This window comes from Sphingobacteriaceae bacterium (assembly GCA_002319075.1).
GTDB lineage: Bacteria > Bacteroidota > Bacteroidia > B-17B0 > Aurantibacillaceae > Aurantibacillus.
Genome location: NVQB01000001.1, coordinates 2,022,973 through 2,041,927 on the forward strand (window position 1 = coordinate 2,022,973; position 18,955 = coordinate 2,041,927).

The window sequence follows — 18,955 nt, forward strand, 5'->3', positions numbered from 1 at the left end:
ACAGCCAAAACAAGTTAATCACAAAAACAGCTCTTACCATTTAGCATTTAATCTTGCATGTGATATATCGGCGCCTTATAGCGAAAAAAAGTGCCAGTTAAGAGCTTATCTTTGACTAAGAATCACTAAAATAAGGATCATGAAAATCCGGAAAAGTTACATCTCACAAACAGGTAAGGAATTCGCAGTAATATCAGACAAAGGAATGTTGGTCGTTAAAGTTTCTTTAATTTTTTCCGGGCTTGTTTTCAGCGTATGCTGTGTTCAGCTTCTTTTCGCTTTTTAAAATACATGAAAAAATATAGGGAATTCCAGGGAACGAATAAATTGTTTGATCCTCAACTTCCGCATCGCCTCTTATAATACTACTTTAGCTCAATTCTTTTCCATTACTACGTTTTCTTCCTTAAACGGATTTCTCGGAATCCACTCTGCCGGTTGTAGAAAAGAAATAAAGGGTTTTTGAATAATTCTTGAAATAGTGTTTTGTGGTTTTATATAACAGATCAGATTTTCTGCTTTTGCACCCACAGTTGTTTTAATCTCGGCAGCTGTTCGCCCCAGATTAATTTTTGTTTGTTTGTGCTTGATACCTTCGCTGATCATCAGGTATAAAATATTCTGATAAAGATCAAATTGATGGTTTAAGGAATAATCAAAACCTATGTAATGCGCCTCTAAAGAATTATCTTCCATTACAAAGCTACTCGCAAAAGCCACCAGAGCACCTTCGTGAAAAAAACCTGTAACCGTAAAGGTTTCAGGATAAATAGCTTTTACACTTGAAAAATAATCTTCGGGTAATTTTATTAATTTGAATTTTGCATTGGCGAAAATCTCCCCATAAAGCCTGTACATTTCTTTCTCTTGCTTTTTTATTTCCTCCGCATTTAATTCGCGAATTTCTAACGAAGCGGCATTTTTAAAAATAGACCTAGCACGGTTTCTGTATTTTTTTGAAAAAAGTTCAATGTATTCCGCAATAGAATGAATGTTTGAAGGAATATCCACAATCATATTAGGCTCCACAAAAAACTGCGAATATTTCTCTGAAGCGAATAAAGAGTCGGGCTCTAAAGCTTTTTCGAAATCTTTTAGAAGAATAGCGGAAATCGTTCCTCTTAATTTTTCTTCTTTAGACACTAAGTCTGTGATCTCTAAAAGTAATTCGTTTGCCGTTTCTTCTTTTAATGTTTTAGAGAACCGAAATCCATATTCACCACTGTTTAAATTATTGCCACAAGTAAACAAGCGTAAAAGCACCTCGTTTTTATTTTTATCAATGTAACGCTCGAATAAATTCATCCTTTTGGATTTCAGATTCTCAACCTGTTGATCCATGATGTCTCCAAAAACTTCTGCTTTAAAATCTGCGATCTGGAAATAAATAACGCCGCAAGGTTTTTTATGCTGGTAAACGATTGCGTAACGGCAGGTTAGCTTAGTATGGCCGCTGCGTTCTACAATTTTTAAATACTCTTTTTCAAGAAAAGTCGTTTTTTTTAAAGTAATAGCTTCCCAATCCGCAACAGGGATAACATCGGCGCTTTCCATCAAAGAAAACGAAAACTCCTCATTTATTTTCCGGAAAGGTAAAAAGCGTTTTTTTGAAGAAACCGGCTTGCAAAAGCTAAACATAGTGGGTTAAATTTACTAATTATAATGCGGTAATTTAAAGGCCGGGTCTATTAAAAAAGTCTAAATAAACAACGCAATACTATACGAAACCTGAGGGTTTTCAGATCTTGCAGGCTAATAAATCCTTTGCTATCGCCACTTGAAACTTGCAAAAAGAAGTATCTTTAATTTAATGAATCCTGATTTTAAACAAACAATTGCTATTGATCAACTTGGCGTAGAAGAGCGGGTAGCACGCTTAAACACGCGCAGCTTAAAAAAAGAATCAAAAACGGCTGCTTTAAAGCTGGCCCTGAACATGATAGATCTTACTACCCTGGAAGGAAAAGATACCGAAGGAAAAATAAAGCAACTGTGTTACAAAGCCTTGCATCTTGCCGACGATCTTACGGATGTTCCAACGGTTGCCGCAATTTGTGTTTATCCCAATCATGTTAAGACCGCCAAAACAGCATTATCGGGAAGTTCTGTAAAAGTGGCGTCTGTCGCAACAGCTTTTCCCAGTGGCAACTCTAGCCTGGAAGTTAAACTCTCAGATACCAAATTTGCTGTTGAAGAAGGAGCAGATGAGATAGACATGGTGATAAGCCGCGGGCAATTTTTAAAAGGGAATTACAGTTTTGTTTTTGACGAAATTGCTGCGATCAAAGAAACCTGCGGAAAAGCCAGATTAAAAGTCATTTTAGAAACAGGAGAACTTTCTACGTTAGAGAACGTCAGGAAAGCAAGCGACATCGCGATGTACGCCGGTGCCGACTTTATCAAAACTTCTACCGGGAAAATTCAACCGGCAGCAACCATGCCGGTAACCTTGATCATGCTGGAAGCGATAAAAGACTTTCATTACAAAACCAATAAAGTAATAGGAATGAAACCAGCCGGCGGAATTTCCACCGCAAAAAACGCACTCCAGTACCTGGTGATGGTAAATGAAACCCTGGGTGAAGCCTGGCTGACGAATGAGTATTTTAGATTTGGGGCCAGTGGTTTGGCCAATGATATTCTACTTCAGTTAGGGAAGGAGAAATATGGGGCTTATTATAGTAAGGATTATTTGAGTGTGGACTAGCTAAAATGACTCTGACGCAGATTTCGCTGATTACGCAGATAACTTCTAAACTAATACGCTAAAAATTTAACGCACATCTAACCAATAAATTAGACTAAAAGATGGATTACACTATCGAAGAATTTGAGGAAAATATACTGAGTGATTATACAACAGATTATGGCTCTGCTGAAATAAATGACTTGACTTACAGGATCATTGGCGCAGCCATGGAAGTTCACAATGTTTTAGGCAAAGGATTCTCTGAAGCTCTTTATCAAGATTGTTTGTCTCTGGAACTAAGAAATAGAAAGATTAGCTTTGAGAAAGAAAAAAAATTCGAGATTGTATATAAAGGAGTGTAGATTTCCCATTACTATTTTGGTGATTTTATAGTTGAAAATAAAGTTGTACTGGAAATAAAAGCACATAGCTCTTTAATGGACGATCATGCAAGATAGGATTACTTGTAAACTTTGGAGAAAATATTTTAAAATATAAACGAATCATTTTAAGTAAATAAAATTTCAGCTTTACAGGTCAATCTGCGAAATTTAATGCCGAAGGCATCTAGTTTTTTGAGACCAGCGTAATCTGTGCAATCTGCGTAAAATATGGCAACAAAACTTTCCAAAACGAAATCTGTGGCAAAAAAATCATCCGCGTTTACCGCACCATACGCCGCCGCGGTAGAATCCCAAGACCACATAAACATCGCCACCCGTTACGATCTCTTCATCAACGGTAAATTCGTGAAACCAACCGGCAAAAATTATTTCGCCACATACAACCCTGCCACTGGCGAAAAGCTCTCTGAGATTGCCCGGGCGAATGAGACAGATGTTGATCTTGCCGTATCAGCTGCACGCACTGCATATGAAAAAGTATGGAAAAAAATGCCATCAAAAGAACGTGCTAAATATATTTTTAGAATTGCACGGGTTATACAAGAGCGGGCCCGCGAACTTTCTGTTATTGAAACACTTGATGGCGGTAAACCGATCCGTGAAAGTCGCGACTTTGATATTCCCTCTGCAGCGAATCATTTTTTCTATTATGCTGGCTGGGCCGATAAATTAAATTATGCCTTTCCTAACCGCATACCAAAATCATTAGGAGTGGTCGCTCAAATCATTCCATGGAATTTTCCTTTGTTAATGGCAGCCTGGAAAATAGCGCCAGCATTGGCTACCGGAAACACTGTTGTCTTAAAGCCAGCCGAAAACACTTCATTAACAGCCCTTAAACTGGCTGAGATCATTCGCGACTGCGGTCTCCCACCGGGTGTTGTAAACATTATTACCGGCTTAGGAGACACTGGTTCGGCCATGGTAAACCATCCTGATGTAAACAAAATCGCCTTCACCGGGAGCACAGAAGTTGGAAAATCAATTCAGAAATCTGTAGCCGGTACCAGTAAAAAACTGACTTTAGAATTAGGTGGAAAAGCAGCGAACATTATTTTCGATGATGCCCCCATAAATCAGGCTGTTGAAGGAATTATAAATGGCATCTTTTTTAACCAGGGCCATGTATGCTGTGCGGGCTCGCGCTTATTTGTGCAGGAAAACATTGCTGAAGAAGTCATTCGGAAATTAAAAGAAAGGATGAAAACTTTAATCGTGGGCGATCCCATGGACAAGAACACCGACATTGGCGCTATAAACAACAAAGAACAATTAGATAAAATAAACCACTACCTAAAAACTGGAAAAGAAGAAGGACTTGAAATTTATCAACCAGATTGCATTCTTCCAGCCAACGGAAATTTTTGCAAACCCACTTTATTTTTAAATGTTGCTCAGAGCAACCGTGTTTCGCAGGAAGAAATTTTTGGACCGGTTTTAGCGATACAAACTTTCAGAACTATTGAAGAAGTAATTGAAAAAGCAAACGGTATACCTTACGGACTAAGCGCAGGAGTTTGGACAGACAAAGGCTCCAAAGCATTTAACCTCAGTACAAAATTACGGGCTGGTGTTGTATGGGCAAACACCTATAATAAATTTGATCCAACTTCCCCTTTTGGGGGCTACAAAGAAAGCGGCTTTGGACGCGAAGGCGGATTGCACGGATTAATGGCTTATCTGACTTTTTAAGTTTGACAGAGATTGTGCTGATCATACAGATGTGTTAATACAGCTTCAGTATCCTTGATTTTTTAACTCGCACAGATCAGCGAAATTCTTGTAACCTGCACCCGGATCAGATTCGCACACCGATCACTAAAACATCATCTACCTGGTCCAGATCCCCTTTCCAGTTCGTGTAAACACGCTTTAGATTTTCTTCCTGCCTAACCAAATCCATTTCGGAAATGGAGACCACTATTTTCTTAAAGTTCTTCAGCATTAATTTTTTTCCTTTCTCGCCACCGAATTGGTCTGCGTACCCATCCGAGAATAGGTAAAACATATCTCCGATCTTTAATTCGATTTCGGTTTCATTAAATTCTTTTTCATTCCCGTAACTAAATCCTCCAATAGCGAGCTTGGTAGCTGTGTATTCCAAAATTTGTTTCTCCCTCACAAAAAGCAAGGGACGCATAGCCCCGGCGTAAATTAATTTACCATTGTTTGTATCTACACAGCATAAACAAACATCCATTCCATCCCGCGTTGCATCCTCTGTGTGTTGTTTTAGCGCTTGTTTTACTTCCTTATCCAGTTCTTTTAAAATGTCTTTAGGACGTGCCACTTTTCTCTCCAGCACAACTTTATTTAAAAGCGTTGTTCCTATCATCGACATCAGGGCACCCGGAACGCCGTGTCCTGTGCAATCTGCCACCACAATAAATTTTAAGTGTCCAAGTTCCGCCATCCAATAAAAATCGCCGCTGACAATATCTCTGGGTTGATATAAAACAAAAACATTTTCCTGATAATCTTTTAAAATTTTTTTCTCAGGTAACAAGGCATCCTGAATTCTTTTTGCATAAGTGATGCTATCCCTGATTTCGGCATTTTGTTCTTCGATTCTAATATTACTCTTCTCTACTACTTCCTTTTCTGCCCGAAGCTCTTTCGTTTTTTCTTTAACCAGCTCCTCTAATTTGTTTTTCGCTTCAATAAGTTTCTTTGTTCTTACCCGAATAATTAAGTAGATAATACCGATTAAAAACAGAAAACTAACACTCCAAAAAAACGGATGTTTCCAGAAAGGACTGGAAATGCTAAAGCTGTAAAGCGCCACTTCACCTGAAGAAAATCCTTCAGCGTTATAAGCTATCACTTTAAAAATATACGTTCCTTCTCCCAATTTCGAAAACTCCGCTCTTCGACCCCTGCTTAGCTCCGACCAATTTTCGTCGCGGCCTTCCAGCTTATATTTAAAAAGAATATTCTCAGAATTTTTCAAACCAAGCGCTGAAAATTCTATAGCGAAGTGATAACTTCCATACGTAAATGTTTTATTTTGTTCTTGACTATTTAAAACGGAATCCTGTGCGCTTACACTCACGAGGTAAGGAAGGGCTAATTTATCCTTAACATCCACTGAACTAAAATGTACAAGGCCTTTATTTGTTCCAAAATAAAGATCGCCAGTGGCATTTTTAAAAAAAGAATTTGAATTGAACATGAATTGTTCATCAGTACCAAATTTTATTTCACGAAGCGCCTTTTCTTTTGTATAATACTTGTAGAGATGATAACGTTGTAAGATCCATACATTGTTATCATTATCGCAAACCAGACCATAGATAAACTTAGATTCCAGGTCGTCATTCAACCCAAATGGCTGAAGGGTTTTATCCTGCATCACGTACAACCCATCGCCGTTCGTGCCGATATAAAGCTCTCCATTTTTTCCTTCCGCCAGACTATTAAAGTCTGCTATCAAACCAAGATCTTTAGTATCGATCTCAAATAATTGTTTACCCTCTGAATAACTGAAAGAAGTAGTGTGCGTTGCATAAAAAACCTTGCCAGATTTCGCGCGCAGTGAATAATAAACATTGTTATGAAGCAATGTTGTTTCAACAGAAAAGTGATCCTGAAGGATTGCATTTTTATAAGTGTAAACACCTTCCAGGTTCGTGGTGACAACTACTTCAGTGCCATCTCCTGTGATAGAATTCACACCAATATTTTTAATGGAGCTGAACTCAAATTTAAAAGTGCCTTGATCCTCGGGGCTAATTATGAAGAGCCCCTTGTTTTCCGTACCGATCCAGATATAAACGCCATCGAAATACAGTGCGCTTACTTTACCAATCTTAAACTGCTTCAATTCTGAAATACGGTCAATAAAGTTACCTGCCGCATCATAAACCAATACGCCATTTTCTGTACCATAATAATTTTTACCCTTTCCATCACGAGTTATCGAAAATACAGATTCATCTAAAGGTAAAAATCTGTAATCATTTTTTGTAATACGGTATAAACCTTTTCCTGTGGTAGCTACCCAGACATTTTTTTCATCGTCCTGAAAAAAAGAACGGCCTGCCGCTAAAAACGCTGTTTGATTAAATAGATAGTCTGTTCCCTGTTTAATATCGTGCAGACCCAGGCGCTCGTTTGTTGTTGAACTGTAGAGGCTCTGCTCCTCCTCATCCACAAAGAAAGCCGCGATCTCAGTAGGATTTTCTTTTTTTAATTCTGATAAGCTACTGTTCTTACTAATCTCAGCCCTTTCATCGAACTCTAATTCGTAAACCGATGATCTCTCTGTTAAAATATAGAAAGTGTTATTTTTAGTTTTACTTTTTTGAACGGACTTAATTCCTTCATTCAAAAATTTAATTTTAGTAGCATTACTTCCTGCCTTCATTAAAAACAATCCTTCACTCGTGGCAGCTAATACATTTTCTTTATTATCTAACAACGCAATGTCATTTACCTGGTACTCTTCTGTGCCCTCTATGTGCGTAAAAATGTCGCCACGTTTTACAAAAATGCCATTACCCAGGGTGTTGAGATAAATATTTCCGCTAAATTCAGCAACAAGAATTTTCGTGATCGAACTTTTGCCGTCAAATTTTGTAGAGTCCAGTTTATTGCTTCCTGATTTGCTGGACACCAGTTTTCCGCCAGAAGTTCCGAACCAAAGGGTTCCATTTTTTTGAATGGCGGATGCGTAGATAAGATCACTTCCCAAAAATTTTGTATCGATTGGAGCGAACAGTTGCCCGTCGAATTTCGAAAGTCCTTTACCATGTGCAATCCATAAAAAACCCTTCTGATCTTGTTGTATCGTGTAAACATAGGGATCAGGGAGTCCCTGGTCTTTCGAAAATAAACGGGTAGAATAGTTTTGCGAAATGGAAGAACCGATAAAATAAAAAAGAAGGGCAACTAAATTTATTCCCCTGCTCATCTTATTTGTCCTTTGGCGTTTTTGAGACTTTTACTTTGTAATTATATCTTGGTACGCCACCAAGCGGCGCCGCAAAGAAAGGTACCGGAACGTCGTATTCGTTAGTAATATAAAGTACCAGGTCGTTTGTATAATCCCCTTTCTTTACAATTTGTAAATCGAGACATTTATTTTTTTCACCATCTACGATAGCTTCACTTGCCATGCTCCACTCATTGTTATCAGAGATCGCCACAGGATGTCCGTTTTTTACGGAAGAATACAATTTAACCTGTCCATCATTGTCAAAATCAAAACTGCGGATCTTAAATCCCGTGATTAAATTATCTGCAAAAGGATAAACGTGCGCGATAGAATTCACCACAGACTGCAACCTCACACTATATTCATAAGCGAATGCATTAGCGCCTTCTACTGCGATATTTTCTGTGTTCCTGACGCTTAGAAATAGTTTATATCCATTACCATCATTGCCTTTTAACCCATCTATAACCACTTTAAAAACATAACTGTCAAAATCATTTACAAACTCGCCTTGTTGGGGATTAAAAGGTCCCATGCTGATCCACTTACCATCGGTTGCAGCATCGCTCCCAAAAATTTTCGAATCCATAAGAATTCCGCTCTTGTAATTACCAATTGGGTTTACGCCGCGCGCATCTTTATCATAATAAGCATCTTTGCCACCGTAAATGGAGTATTTAATTTTAGTATCCCATCCTTCCTTTATTTCATCCAGTTCGCCAAAGGTTTCAGGATCAAAAATACGAATATAGAAGGGCGTGGTCTGACTCTTCGGAATGGAGAAAAAAACCGTTTGTGAAAAATCATCGTCACCCCATGAGTGATCGCCATTAATACCAAAGGTTACAAGGCAACTCATATTTTCCTGCGCAGATGGCACTTGTTGCGCAAAAGAAATTCGCTGGAAAAACATTCCAAGAATAAAATAGAGAACAACCTGCGTTTTATTTGGCGCCATTTAATGAGTCTGAAAATGTTTTACTTGGCATTTCGTAGTTCTCTACGATAGCAATTTTTTTATTCGCTGAAAAAAGTTCGCGTTTACCGGTAATTTTATTTTTCGCTATAACCACCAATCTTACCTGGTAATCGCGGCCGTTATTGTATTTATATTTTACTTTTTTACCGCTGCTTATATCACCGTTATTGTCCATATCCCAGAGATAATCTAAAATATCGTATCCGGGTAGTTGGGTTTCGCTTGCATCAAAGTCTACATAAAAATAACGTTTCGCCGTTTTCGGCGCCTTAAATTTTACCGGTAATTTTTCAAGATCTATTACAAGCATTGTATCTCTTTGCCTGATCAAACCAGTTGTTTTATCGGTGATATTTAATACAACTTTGTGCAAACCTTCTTGCTCAAAACAATGTTCAATGTTTAACCCTTCGGCGCTCGTGCCATCGTCAAATTCCCAGTTATAAAACATAGGCGCCGCAAGAGTGTCCAAAGATGCAGCCGCGTCAATGGTCACACATTTATAATTCGAGTCCAGATCAAAAGAACGTACATACGCCGAAGAATCGGCATACAGCGTGTAGGTTTCCAGAATGTCTTTTGCTGCGGCATCCTGGGTGATATCGGATAATTTTTGATAGAGTTTTAAAGCTAGTTTTATTTTACCACTCTCTTTACTACTCTTAGCATAGTTTGTAAACTGTGGAATGTTCTCATAAATACTATCACGAAAATACTCCGCGTAATATCTTTGCGCCGGTATATAATTTTCATTTAAAAAATTCGCGTCTGCTAACTTTAAAAGCACCGTGCGATCTTTTTTCTTCTCGTACAGTTTATCGTAGATGGGAATTGCTTCACCATACCGTTTCTCTTCAAACAATTTATCTGCCTTAGCAAGAACTTCCTTCTGAGAAAAACTTAACACTCCGTAAAAACATAAAACAGAAGAAAGCAGAGCTTTCTTTAACGAATCAGAAAAATAAGAATGTAGTTTGTGTATGCGCATAGCTAACAACTGTTGTCAAATGTATTCAAAACCCTCAAGTAATCAAAATTAATACCTTTCCTCCTGCTCATTTAGACGTTTAAAAGAAGGCTTTAACCTCAAAAAAATTAAGTATTTTTACAAGGATCTATGTACGGCATATTCAAACTTTTCTGGCAATATAATTTACCCCGCTGGTCGATATTGTTTATTGATACACTTATATGTGCCTTTGCATTGAGTCTTGCTTTTGTTATTCGTTTCGATTTTGCAAGTATTCCTGAAAATGATGCACGCAACCTGCCTTACGATTTTATTGTGGTATTGGGAGTGCGCCTGAGTTCCTTTGCTATTTCAAAAACCTATAAAGGGGTTGTTCGTTATACAAGTACACGCGACACCATTCGTATTTTCTCAGTAGTGGTAATTGGAAGTTTGTTGATTTTTGCTTTAAACATCATTTCTCACTCGGTGCTGGGTTACCGTTTTATCCCCAATTCAGTTCTTATCATCGACGCCTTAGTTTCTTTATTCCTGATGATTAGTTCGCGCCTTGCCGTAAAAGCTTTATACTTTGAAATTAAAAATCCGGCGCGCGAAAAAATGAATGTTATTATTTACGGCGCCGGAGAATCTGGAATTATTACCAAACGCACACTCGATCGCGATGCTGCAATCAAATACAAAGTGGTTGGTTTTATAGATGACGATGAGAAAAAGCATGGTCGCAGCATGGAAGGGGTTTTTGTTTACGGACAAAATAAACTGGAAGAACTGATAAAAGCGAACGAGGTAGAATTCGTAATTATTTCCATTCAAAAAATCTCGATCAAAAAGAAAAATCACATCACGGATATTTGTCTTGAAAATAACGTGCGTGTGTTAAATGTGCCACCTGCTGCCAAATGGATAAACGGTGAATTAAGTTTTAACCAGATTAAAAGTATTCGCATTGAAGATCTTTTAGAACGGGAACCAATTAAGTTAGACACAGATAAAATTCAATCGGAACTCAAAAACAAAGTGATTCTTATTACCGGCGCCGCGGGTAGCATTGGCAGTGAGCTGGCGAGACAGTGTTCGAAATTTAATCCTAAGAAGATTTATTTGCTCGATCAGTCTGAAAGTCCTTTACACGAACTGGACCTTGAATTTTCTGATAAATTGGTCAAACCTCCTTATGAAGTAATTATGGCAGATGTGCGTAATTACGACCGGATGAAAAACGTCTTCACCACTTTTCAGCCACAGATAGTTTTTCATGCCGCCGCATACAAACACGTGCCTATGATGGAGAATAATCCCTCCGAATCTATTCTCACAAATGTTTTAGGCACCAAAGTGCTAGCCGATCTTGCTCACGAACATAAAGTAGAACGTTTTGTTTTTGTTAGTACCGACAAAGCCGTAAATCCAACAAATGTTATGGGCGCCAGCAAAAGGATAGCTGAAATATACATTCAAAGCCTTGGAAAAAATTCTGGCACTAAATTTATCACCACCCGTTTTGGAAATGTTCTGGGCTCTAATGGTTCGGTGATTCCACGTTTTAAAAAACAAATTGAACAGGGCGGACCAATTACCATAACTCATCCGGAAATAACCCGCTACTTTATGACCATTCCTGAAGCGAGTCAACTCGTACTGGAAGCTGCTGCTATGGGTAAAGGTGGAGAAATTTTTGTTTTTGATATGGGCGACTCTATTAAAATTGTAGACCTTGCCCGTAAAATGATTTTGCTGGTTGGCATGAAGGAAGGTAAAGACATTAGTATTGTTTATACAGGATTAAGACCGGGAGAAAAACTTTACGAAGAACTATTGGCCAACAACGAAAACACACTTCCCACGCATCACTCGCAGATCCTTATTGGCAAGGTGCGCGAATACGAATACAATGATGTGAAAGTGATTATACAGGAGTTGATCAAATCTTTTGATACACAAAACAACGAACTCATAGTGCAACGCATGAAAGATCTTGTACCCGAATACATCAGCAATAATTCCATTTTCCAAAAATTAGATTAATGAAGACGAAATTTTTAGTTCTTAGCATGATTATTTTTTTGCTAAGTAGTACGCATGCACTGGCACAGGTTAATAAAACAACTGGCACTGGCGGATCGCTTACAAAACCTAAACTGGTTGTTGGTATCGTTGTAGACCAAATGCGTAATGATTATTTATACAGGTATTGGAACCGCTATGGAAATGGTGGTTTTAAAAGACTTGTAAACGAAGGTTACCATTTCAAAAATGCGCATTACAACTATGTTCCAACTTATACAGGTCCGGGACACAGCAGTATCTACACAGGTGCTACTCCCCGCGCGCATGGTATTATTGGCAACGATTGGTACATAAAAGCGAACGGAAAATCTACTTACTGTTGCGAAGACACGGCTGTGCAAACCATTGGATCTTCCAGTAAGAATGGAAAAATGTCTCCCCAAAATCAATTGAGTTCCACTATTGGTGATGAGATGAAAATGAGCAGCAATCAAAAAGCAAAAGTATTTGCAGTTTCTTTAAAGGACAGAAGCTCTATTCTTCCTGCCGGGCACGCCGCTAACGGAGCCTTCTGGTTTGATGACGCTACCGGAGATTTTATTTCGTCAAGCTGGTATATGAAAGAATTACCCCAATGGCTGCAGGCATTCAATGCAAAAAAACTCACCAAAACTTATTTAGAAAAAGGATGGAACACCGTGTATCCTATTTCCACATATACTAATTCCATAGAAGACTATAACCGCTACGAAGGTTCGCCTGTAAAGGATTCAGCGATCTTTCCCTATCAGTACAACAAACAAATTTTAAAAAACGGCTGGGGCGTAATTAAAGGCATGCCAGCCGGAAATACTTTAACGAAAGACCTCGCTATTGCATGTCTTGTAAACGAAAAATTAGGTAAGGGTTCTGAAACCGATATGCTTTGTATTAGTTTTTCGAGTACCGATTATGTAGGACATTATTTTGGTTTGCGCGCTATTGAAACGGAAGACGTTTACCTTCAGCTGGACAAAGATTTAGAAGAACTGCTGAATGCTTTAGATAAAGAACTTGGAAAAAACAATTACACCATTTTCTTAACTGCCGACCACGGTGGTGCAGATGTTCCTAATGAATTATTGGATAATAAAATTCCTGCGGGTTATATCAGGGAAAAACAAGTTATTAAAGAACTTAAGAATTTTTTAAGAACAAACTATGCCGATACTTTGTTATTTGCCGGTATGAGCAACGAACAAATCTTTTTAAACGATCAAAGAATTTACGACTTTAAATTAAACAAGCTGGAAATTGAAGAACGCATTTGCGCTTTCCTGGTAAGGCTACCCGGAATTGCAGAAGCCTATTCCTCCTCCTCTCTAAAAAATGCTGCTTATGATAAAAACGACTTCCGCGCGCTGCTGCAAAATGGATTCAATCATAAACTAAGCGGCAACATAGCACTTATTTATCAGCCCGGCTGGATGGATCATGGCGATAAAGGCACGAGCCATGGCACTTCCTACAATTACGACACACACATTCCAATTATCTTTTATGGAAACGGAATTAAAAAAGGAGAGAGTTTCAATTACGTCACCATCACACAAATTGCTCCAAGCGTTTGTGAACTTTTAAAAATAAACCAACCTAATTCAACCGTTGCCGAACCACTCAATGGGTATTTTAGATGATTAAAAAAGGCTTAACATTGTTTTTTACTCTTTGGTTGTTTCAATCCTGTCACGTAGGGAGATTTTTTCTTTACAACATGGCGGATGTTCGCGACTATAAAAAATTTCCCAAAACCGAACTGCATAAGTCCGCAACACCTTTCTTTTTTAAAGATGTAAGTCAACTCAACTTCGCGAAGCTTCCAAAAACAGTGAAAGGCAAACGCAAAACCATTTCTTTTGAAAATGCTGTTAAGAAGACAGGAACCGTTGCCTTTATTGTGATCCGTAACGACAGTATTCTTTACCAATGGTATCGTCCGGGCAAACAACGATCAGACATCACTACTACTTTCTCCATGTCAAAATCTTTTATTTCAGCTTTAGTAGGTATCGCGATTGATGAAGGCTATATTAAAAGCGTAAATGATCCCATCACCAATTACCTCGATTTTCTCGATAAAAACGATCCAATAGGTTTTGATAAAGTGACTATACAAAATGTTTTGGACATGCGCTCCGGAATTCATTTCGGAGAAAATTATTTTAATCCCTTTGGTGACATTGCAAAATATTATTATGGCAACCACCTTAAAAAATACCTCAAGCATTTAAGAATGGAAACTGAGCCCGGCAAAAAATTCAAATACATTAGCCTGAACACCCAACTGCTCGGTTTAATCCTCGAAAAAGCCACAGGAAAATCACTCACCACTTACTTGCAGGAAAAACTATGGGACCCCTTAGGAATGGAGTTTGATGCCAGCTGGAGCATTGACAGTAAAAAAAATAAAACCGAAAAAGCTTTTTGTTGCATTAACGGAAGAGCCATTGATTATGCCAAACTCGGCAGACTGTATATAAACAAAGGAAAATGGAACGGTAAAACACTCCTCTCTGAAAACTGGATTCGCGAAACCACTACATTCACCCAACGAAAAAATAATTTTGTTTACTCGAACCATTGGTGGCATACAAGAGATTATCTTCTTTCCCAGGACAGTGTTAAGATTAAACAACCCTACTACATTGATCCCTATGCCAATGTACCAAACTCTTACATCGTAAAACCCTCCGGAGATTTTTTTGCCCAGGGACTTTTTGGCCAATACCTTTACGTTTATCCCGAAAAAAATATAATCATTGTACGCGTTGCTAAGCGCGAAGGCTGGAAAGTTTTATGGCCTGAATTGTTTAAAGAGATTGCACGGAGGAATTAAGAAAATTTCTTCGTCTGATCTTTATGCCCAAAACTCAGTTTCATCTTCTTACTTGGCCCAGAAAAATTTAATTTCACTCCTTTCGTATTTTCAGCACTTTCTCCCGAGCTCTTAGGAATGTAATTTTTACCACGTTTTTTTAAATTACTCCAGGGAATTAAAAGATTCATGTTCGATTCACCTTTAAAATTATAAAGTCCGTCAACAACATAGAGATTCAGGATATTTGAGCCAATTTCCAGCTCTTCAATCTGCATTTCGTAACCCCTGAGTTTAAAGGTCTCAACAAGCTCGGTAAATTCTACATCATTAAAGTCGCGGTTGCGGAATAAAAAATTAGAAAGACTTTGCACCGGCTCGTAATTTATCAAATGGCCATTCACCAATTTTAATTTCACATCACCGGCCATGGTCTCAGGCTTTAAATTCATTTTTTCATCCAGGTCTGTTTTAAATTTCGCTTCTACAGTCATGTTCCCTTTTAAATTAGAACTTACAATTGCTTCCTGCCCGAAATTCTCAAACTGTTCAAATAACTTGGTTACGTTTACATTCTGAATAGTCATATCTGCATTTACCTTTTCAAAATTTTGTACAGATGCTTTTGCAACTATTTTTCCATCGCAGGTATTAATCGAGGCGGATTTAATATTCAAAGCGTTGCCTCTGTACGAAAGATCCACGTTAGCATTACTGCCTTCAATTTTCCGAAAAATTAATTTCTTCGCAAATAAGTTGATGTTGAATTCGAAATGGCCCTGCGAAATTTTACTTGCAGAGGCACTTGTACTTTCTTTTGTAGTTTTATCTTTTTCAGGAGCTGGTGTGTCTGATTTTACAAAAAGAGGATTGAGGTCTAGTTTTTCTGTTCTCGCCGAAGCCTCTGCCTTAAAACCTTTACTGAGTCCAAACAAATAAGGCACAAAACCTTCTGCTTTTCCCTTCACAAGGGCATCAGCAATATCTGTCTTCACCCGAAGATTATCGAATTGCAGATCGCGGTTATTTAAACTTGCATTTCCATTTAGCGTATAAACATATGCCCGATCTAATTCTTTATAACTCAGATTTTTAAAAGTTAAGTAAGCTGTTAAACTCATGGGGCTTTGTAAAAACTGCGCTTTATTAAGCATGTCGGTTGGGCCGCTATAGTGAAGCTTAGCCGTAGCCGATCCTTTTAAAACAAGATCTTTAGAAACTTCGTAAGGAATTTTATTAGCCTCGATCAAAAGATCGGCTTCAATCGCGATATCTGGTTTTGTAAGGTTATTAACCTTCACAGTAGCTTTAAAAGGAAAATCATAAACCTTGCCTTTAAGCGGTTCAAACACGATAGACGCGTGTTCCATATCTCCACGCTGACCAGTAGAATCAAGGCTCCGGATTTTACCGGTAAAAAACACTCCGGAGTAAGGTATTTTGCTATGCCCTATAGCCAGATCACAGTTCTCTCCAATAACTTCCGCCAGAATAACGGGATCTTCTTTCTTACCAAGATTAACAACCAATAAAATTTTTGCATCTATAGGTCTTTTAACTTCAAAATTGGAAAGGACCTTTTTAATTTTTGGCGTTAAGAGCTCTGCTACTTTTTCCACTTTTAATTTTTCGCCCTTAATTTGCAAAGCGAGTCTTTGATTTTCTCCTAAATTTATAAGGGAAGTAAGATAATAAGTCTGGTCTTCAATTTCTGCTTGCGAAGATGGAAGTATACACATTGTTTTACGATCAAAAATATAATTGATATCGAGATCAAGAATAGCCCGTTTTTGTTTAAGAAAAGCTCCGTTTTTTTCATTGAATAAAAGTTCCTCTACCACAGACTTCCCCCGCAGAGTAGCCTCTACCCCATCCGAGTACTGTTTTAAGCGAATAGCCATTTCTTTAAAATCTATGGCTATGTTCTGTTTCTTCTCTTTATTTTTAAAAGCAAATTTTACATGCTCCAGCGAAATCTTGTTTACTTCAAAACTAATTCCTGTGTGCTTGGCAGTATCATGAGGTTGTTTTTTAAATTCGAAATTGCGTGTTCCATCTTCATTTCTTTGAAGCAAAATTTCCGCGTCACTCATAGAAATATATTTCACAACAAATTGTTTGTGAAACATTTTCTCCATGTTAAACGACAACGAAAGGGAACCTGCTTTTAAAATCGGCTCACTTTTTCCATTTAACTCGCTGGCTATATAAATATCTTTTAACTGCATGGAAGCATGCGGCCAATTATCAAAAAAGGTAACGCGAATGTCGGCTACTTTTAAATCCAGTCCATAATTCACTTTAAGATTTTCAATCAATAAAGCATTGAGTTCTTTCTTGTAAAAAGTAATCGTGACAAAAATTGCTGCACCTGTGAGAAAGAGCAAGATAAACAGCCCTATAAAAAAACGTTTAATATATTTCATTGATATCCTTAAACTGCAAATCTCATGCTACGTGCATGTATTGCTAATGTAAGACATTTTCGGTTGAACAGCCCGGTTTTAGTCGCCTACGGACCTTATTTTGTCGAATTGTTTGCAGGCATGAGATTTGCGATTGCACAACTTTGAAAGACAAATGAGCAATGTGTTTCTCACAGATTAATTGCTAATTGTTGCCAGGAGTATGCGGATTCCGAAAGTAGAGCGGGGCATTTCCGGGTACTTACCTATAACAAAATCGCTAAGCCGGTAGTCGTAAAAAAACAAAAAAGGATAATAGCCTACATTTACGAAAGCTCTAAAATCTGTAAACTGGTGTATTCCCCAGGCTTGTATAATTTTATTGCCCTCATAATTCCCTCTGTAACGAAAATATAAGGGGAAATTATAAATTGCTCCTACCTCAGCGATAAAACCCGGAGGCGAAGTTTTGCTTTTTTGATTCCTGCTGCAAAGCCTTACTTTATAATCAAGATGGGCGTTGAGATAGTGATAGGCCTCCTCCGTTTTTTTGTAAGAAACCGGGGCTGCAATAAACGAGGTGTCTCCAGCAATTTTAATGTAGTGATAATTAAAACCAAAGCCGAAGATACTCGCGAAATGCCGGTGTTTTATTTTCCAGGAGTGCAATCCCATTCCAATCATAAAACCGCTTCGAAACACGCTATTCGGACTCTGAAGTCTTCCATTTTGGTACCCTAAATTAAACTCGCCATCTCCTGTTCTTCCACTCAAACTATCAGCCGAATCTCTTGTCTCCGATATATCCAGATCAACATACAAGCGGGTAATATCATTTGCAAAAACAGTTATTTCCCGTGAAAAAAACAGACGGTTTGAATTTGTTTCGCGCACTTCCAACCTGTACTTCCCTTCTTCAATGCTATCCAGCTGCATTTCCTCCTGACAATCGTATGTTCTTGTGGCTACCACTGAGCTATCCGCATGATTATAAACTTTCATGGTGTAAGCGGCGCCTTCAAACCGCAGTTCATGAAAAATAATTAAAGTTCCTGTACTTTGAGCAACCGTGCGAAAAGAGATAAAAATCAGTAGAAGGCTAAACAGATTTCTGAACGTCATGGGAATAGTTTGTAGCATTGAAACTACAAAATTTCCTTAAAACATTTACGCTGTGTTTCTTTGGCTAAAGCTATAAAAAACACCTCCAAATAAACCAAGTAAACCTCCAAAATAACTGAAGTTGTGCATGGACCCAACCGCAATAAAATTTTCCTTATCCAGCAAGATATCCGGGAGCCACCAGTTTACCCCGCTTACAGAAAGAAAATACTTTCCATAAATAAAACCATTTATCCCAGTAAAAAAAGCTATGCCTGCCACCAGCGCAAAAGATACCATGGTTACAGTAAGCATGCGCCTTGCATCTTTTTGTAACAGGCCAACTGCGGCCAAAATAATTCCAATAAGTGGACCCATCCACCAGGTAGCCAGGAACCCTACAAAACACACATATAAACGTGGATGTGATAACACATAATCTTCACCATAGGCATACATACCAAATTGTATGAATTTGAATTTGGTATAGTATTCAGGAGAGATGGTGTAGGTAAGTTGGTCGTGTAGAATGCCGTATAATCCTGCAATAAACACAGAGCAGAAAACAATCAACCCAAAGGCAAAAAATTTCTTCATTTTTAGAAAA

The 18,955-nt window shown here is 38.2% G+C and carries 12 protein-coding genes and 1 pseudogene; 6 read left to right on the plus strand and 7 right to left on the minus strand.

Features of this window, described 5'->3' with window-relative positions:
• Positions 1–375: 375 nt before the first annotated feature.
• Positions 376–1,638, minus strand: coding sequence for a hypothetical protein (locus CNR22_08880; GenBank protein ID PBQ31878.1), 1,263 nt, complete (start codon positions 1,636–1,638; stop codon positions 376–378).
• A gap of 172 nt (positions 1,639–1,810) precedes the next feature.
• Between CNR22_08880 and deoC the strand changes: the two genes are divergently transcribed.
• The 3 genes and pseudogenes from deoC (at position 1,811) to CNR22_08895 (ending at position 4,785) form a co-directional block, all read left to right on the plus strand.
• Entirely contained in the window at positions 1,811–2,707 is an 897-nt protein-coding gene (gene deoC / locus CNR22_08885) for a deoxyribose-phosphate aldolase (protein ID PBQ34860.1), read from the plus strand.
• 101 nt (positions 2,708–2,808) lie between these two features.
• Positions 2,809–3,209: pseudogene (locus CNR22_08890) on the plus strand (GxxExxY protein).
• A 91-nt stretch (positions 3,210–3,300) separates the two neighbouring features.
• Positions 3,301–4,785: a betaine-aldehyde dehydrogenase gene (locus CNR22_08895; protein ID PBQ31879.1), complete on the plus strand. Its 1,485-nt coding sequence runs from the start codon at positions 3,301–3,303 to the stop codon at positions 4,783–4,785.
• A gap of 106 nt (positions 4,786–4,891) precedes the next feature.
• Here the strand turns inward: CNR22_08895 and CNR22_08900 are convergent, their stop codons facing one another.
• Genes CNR22_08900 through CNR22_08910 form a run of 3 tightly spaced genes read right to left on the minus strand, consistent with a single transcriptional unit; the run spans position 4,892 to position 9,996 of the window.
• Positions 4,892–8,005, minus strand: a complete 3,114-nt coding sequence (locus CNR22_08900) for a hypothetical protein (protein PBQ31880.1) — start codon at positions 8,003–8,005, stop codon at positions 4,892–4,894.
• A 1-nt stretch (position 8,006) separates the two neighbouring features.
• On the minus strand, positions 8,007–8,987 hold the full coding sequence (locus tag CNR22_08905) for a hypothetical protein (protein PBQ31881.1): 981 nt from the start codon (positions 8,985–8,987) through the stop codon (positions 8,007–8,009).
• On the minus strand, positions 8,974–9,996 hold the full coding sequence (locus CNR22_08910; protein PBQ31882.1) for a hypothetical protein: 1,023 nt from the start codon (positions 9,994–9,996) through the stop codon (positions 8,974–8,976). The genes CNR22_08905 and CNR22_08910 overlap by 14 nt, the downstream gene beginning before the upstream one ends.
• Before the next feature lie 129 nt (positions 9,997–10,125).
• Between CNR22_08910 and CNR22_08915 the strand changes: the two genes are divergently transcribed.
• From CNR22_08915 to CNR22_08925, 3 genes are read left to right on the plus strand one after another with little or no spacing between them, the layout of a single operon-like run.
• A complete protein-coding gene (locus CNR22_08915; GenBank protein PBQ31883.1) occupies positions 10,126–12,006 on the plus strand; it encodes a polysaccharide biosynthesis protein in 1,881 nt (626 codons plus the stop codon).
• A complete protein-coding gene (locus tag CNR22_08920; GenBank protein ID PBQ31884.1) occupies positions 12,006–13,664 on the plus strand; it encodes an alkaline phosphatase in 1,659 nt (552 codons plus the stop codon). Before CNR22_08915 ends, CNR22_08920 begins: the two co-directional genes overlap by 1 nt.
• Entirely contained in the window at positions 13,661–14,863 is a 1,203-nt protein-coding gene (locus tag CNR22_08925) for a serine hydrolase (GenBank protein PBQ31885.1), read from the plus strand. The genes CNR22_08920 and CNR22_08925 overlap by 4 nt, the downstream gene beginning before the upstream one ends.
• Here the strand turns inward: CNR22_08925 and CNR22_08930 are convergent.
• The 3 genes from CNR22_08930 to CNR22_08940 all read right to left on the minus strand — a co-directional run bounded on the left by CNR22_08930 (position 14,860) and on the right by CNR22_08940 (position 18,945).
• On the minus strand, positions 14,860–17,268 hold the full coding sequence (locus CNR22_08930) for a hypothetical protein (protein ID PBQ31886.1): 2,409 nt from the start codon (positions 17,266–17,268) through the stop codon (positions 14,860–14,862). The two genes, CNR22_08925 and CNR22_08930, sit on opposite strands and share 4 nt — an antisense overlap.
• A 177-nt stretch (positions 17,269–17,445) precedes the next feature.
• On the minus strand, positions 17,446–18,369 hold the full coding sequence (locus CNR22_08935; protein PBQ31887.1) for a hypothetical protein: 924 nt from the start codon (positions 18,367–18,369) through the stop codon (positions 17,446–17,448).
• Positions 18,370–18,414: 45 nt separating this feature from the next.
• Positions 18,415–18,945 carry a hypothetical protein gene (locus CNR22_08940; GenBank protein ID PBQ31888.1) on the minus strand — a complete coding sequence of 177 codons (531 nt, stop codon included), beginning with the start codon at positions 18,943–18,945 and terminating at the stop codon, positions 18,415–18,417.
• Positions 18,946–18,955: the final 10 nt, after the last annotated feature.

Bases quoted from the DNA above. Each gene is read 5' to 3' on its own strand.
- CNR22_08930 (PBQ31886.1), bottom strand. From the start codon at position 17,268: ATGAAATATATTAAACGTTTTTTTATAGGGCTGTTTATCTTGCTCTTT.
- CNR22_08920 (PBQ31884.1), top strand. From the start codon at position 12,006: ATGAAGACGAAATTTTTAGTTCTTAGCATGATTATTTTTTTGCTAAGT.
- deoC (PBQ34860.1), top strand. From the start codon at position 1,811: ATGAATCCTGATTTTAAACAAACAATTGCTATTGATCAACTTGGCGTA.
- CNR22_08925 (PBQ31885.1), top strand. From the start codon at position 13,661: ATGATTAAAAAAGGCTTAACATTGTTTTTTACTCTTTGGTTGTTTCAA.
- CNR22_08905 (PBQ31881.1), bottom strand. From the start codon at position 8,987: ATGGCGCCAAATAAAACGCAGGTTGTTCTCTATTTTATTCTTGGAATG.
- CNR22_08940 (PBQ31888.1), bottom strand. From the start codon at position 18,945: ATGAAGAAATTTTTTGCCTTTGGGTTGATTGTTTTCTGCTCTGTGTTT.
- CNR22_08910 (PBQ31882.1), bottom strand. From the start codon at position 9,996: ATGCGCATACACAAACTACATTCTTATTTTTCTGATTCGTTAAAGAAA.
- CNR22_08900 (PBQ31880.1), bottom strand. From the start codon at position 8,005: ATGAGCAGGGGAATAAATTTAGTTGCCCTTCTTTTTTATTTTATCGGT.
- CNR22_08915 (PBQ31883.1), top strand. From the start codon at position 10,126: ATGTACGGCATATTCAAACTTTTCTGGCAATATAATTTACCCCGCTGG.
- CNR22_08895 (PBQ31879.1), top strand. From the start codon at position 3,301: ATGGCAACAAAACTTTCCAAAACGAAATCTGTGGCAAAAAAATCATCC.
- CNR22_08880 (PBQ31878.1), bottom strand. From the start codon at position 1,638: ATGTTTAGCTTTTGCAAGCCGGTTTCTTCAAAAAAACGCTTTTTACCT.
- CNR22_08935 (PBQ31887.1), bottom strand. From the start codon at position 18,369: ATGACGTTCAGAAATCTGTTTAGCCTTCTACTGATTTTTATCTCTTTT.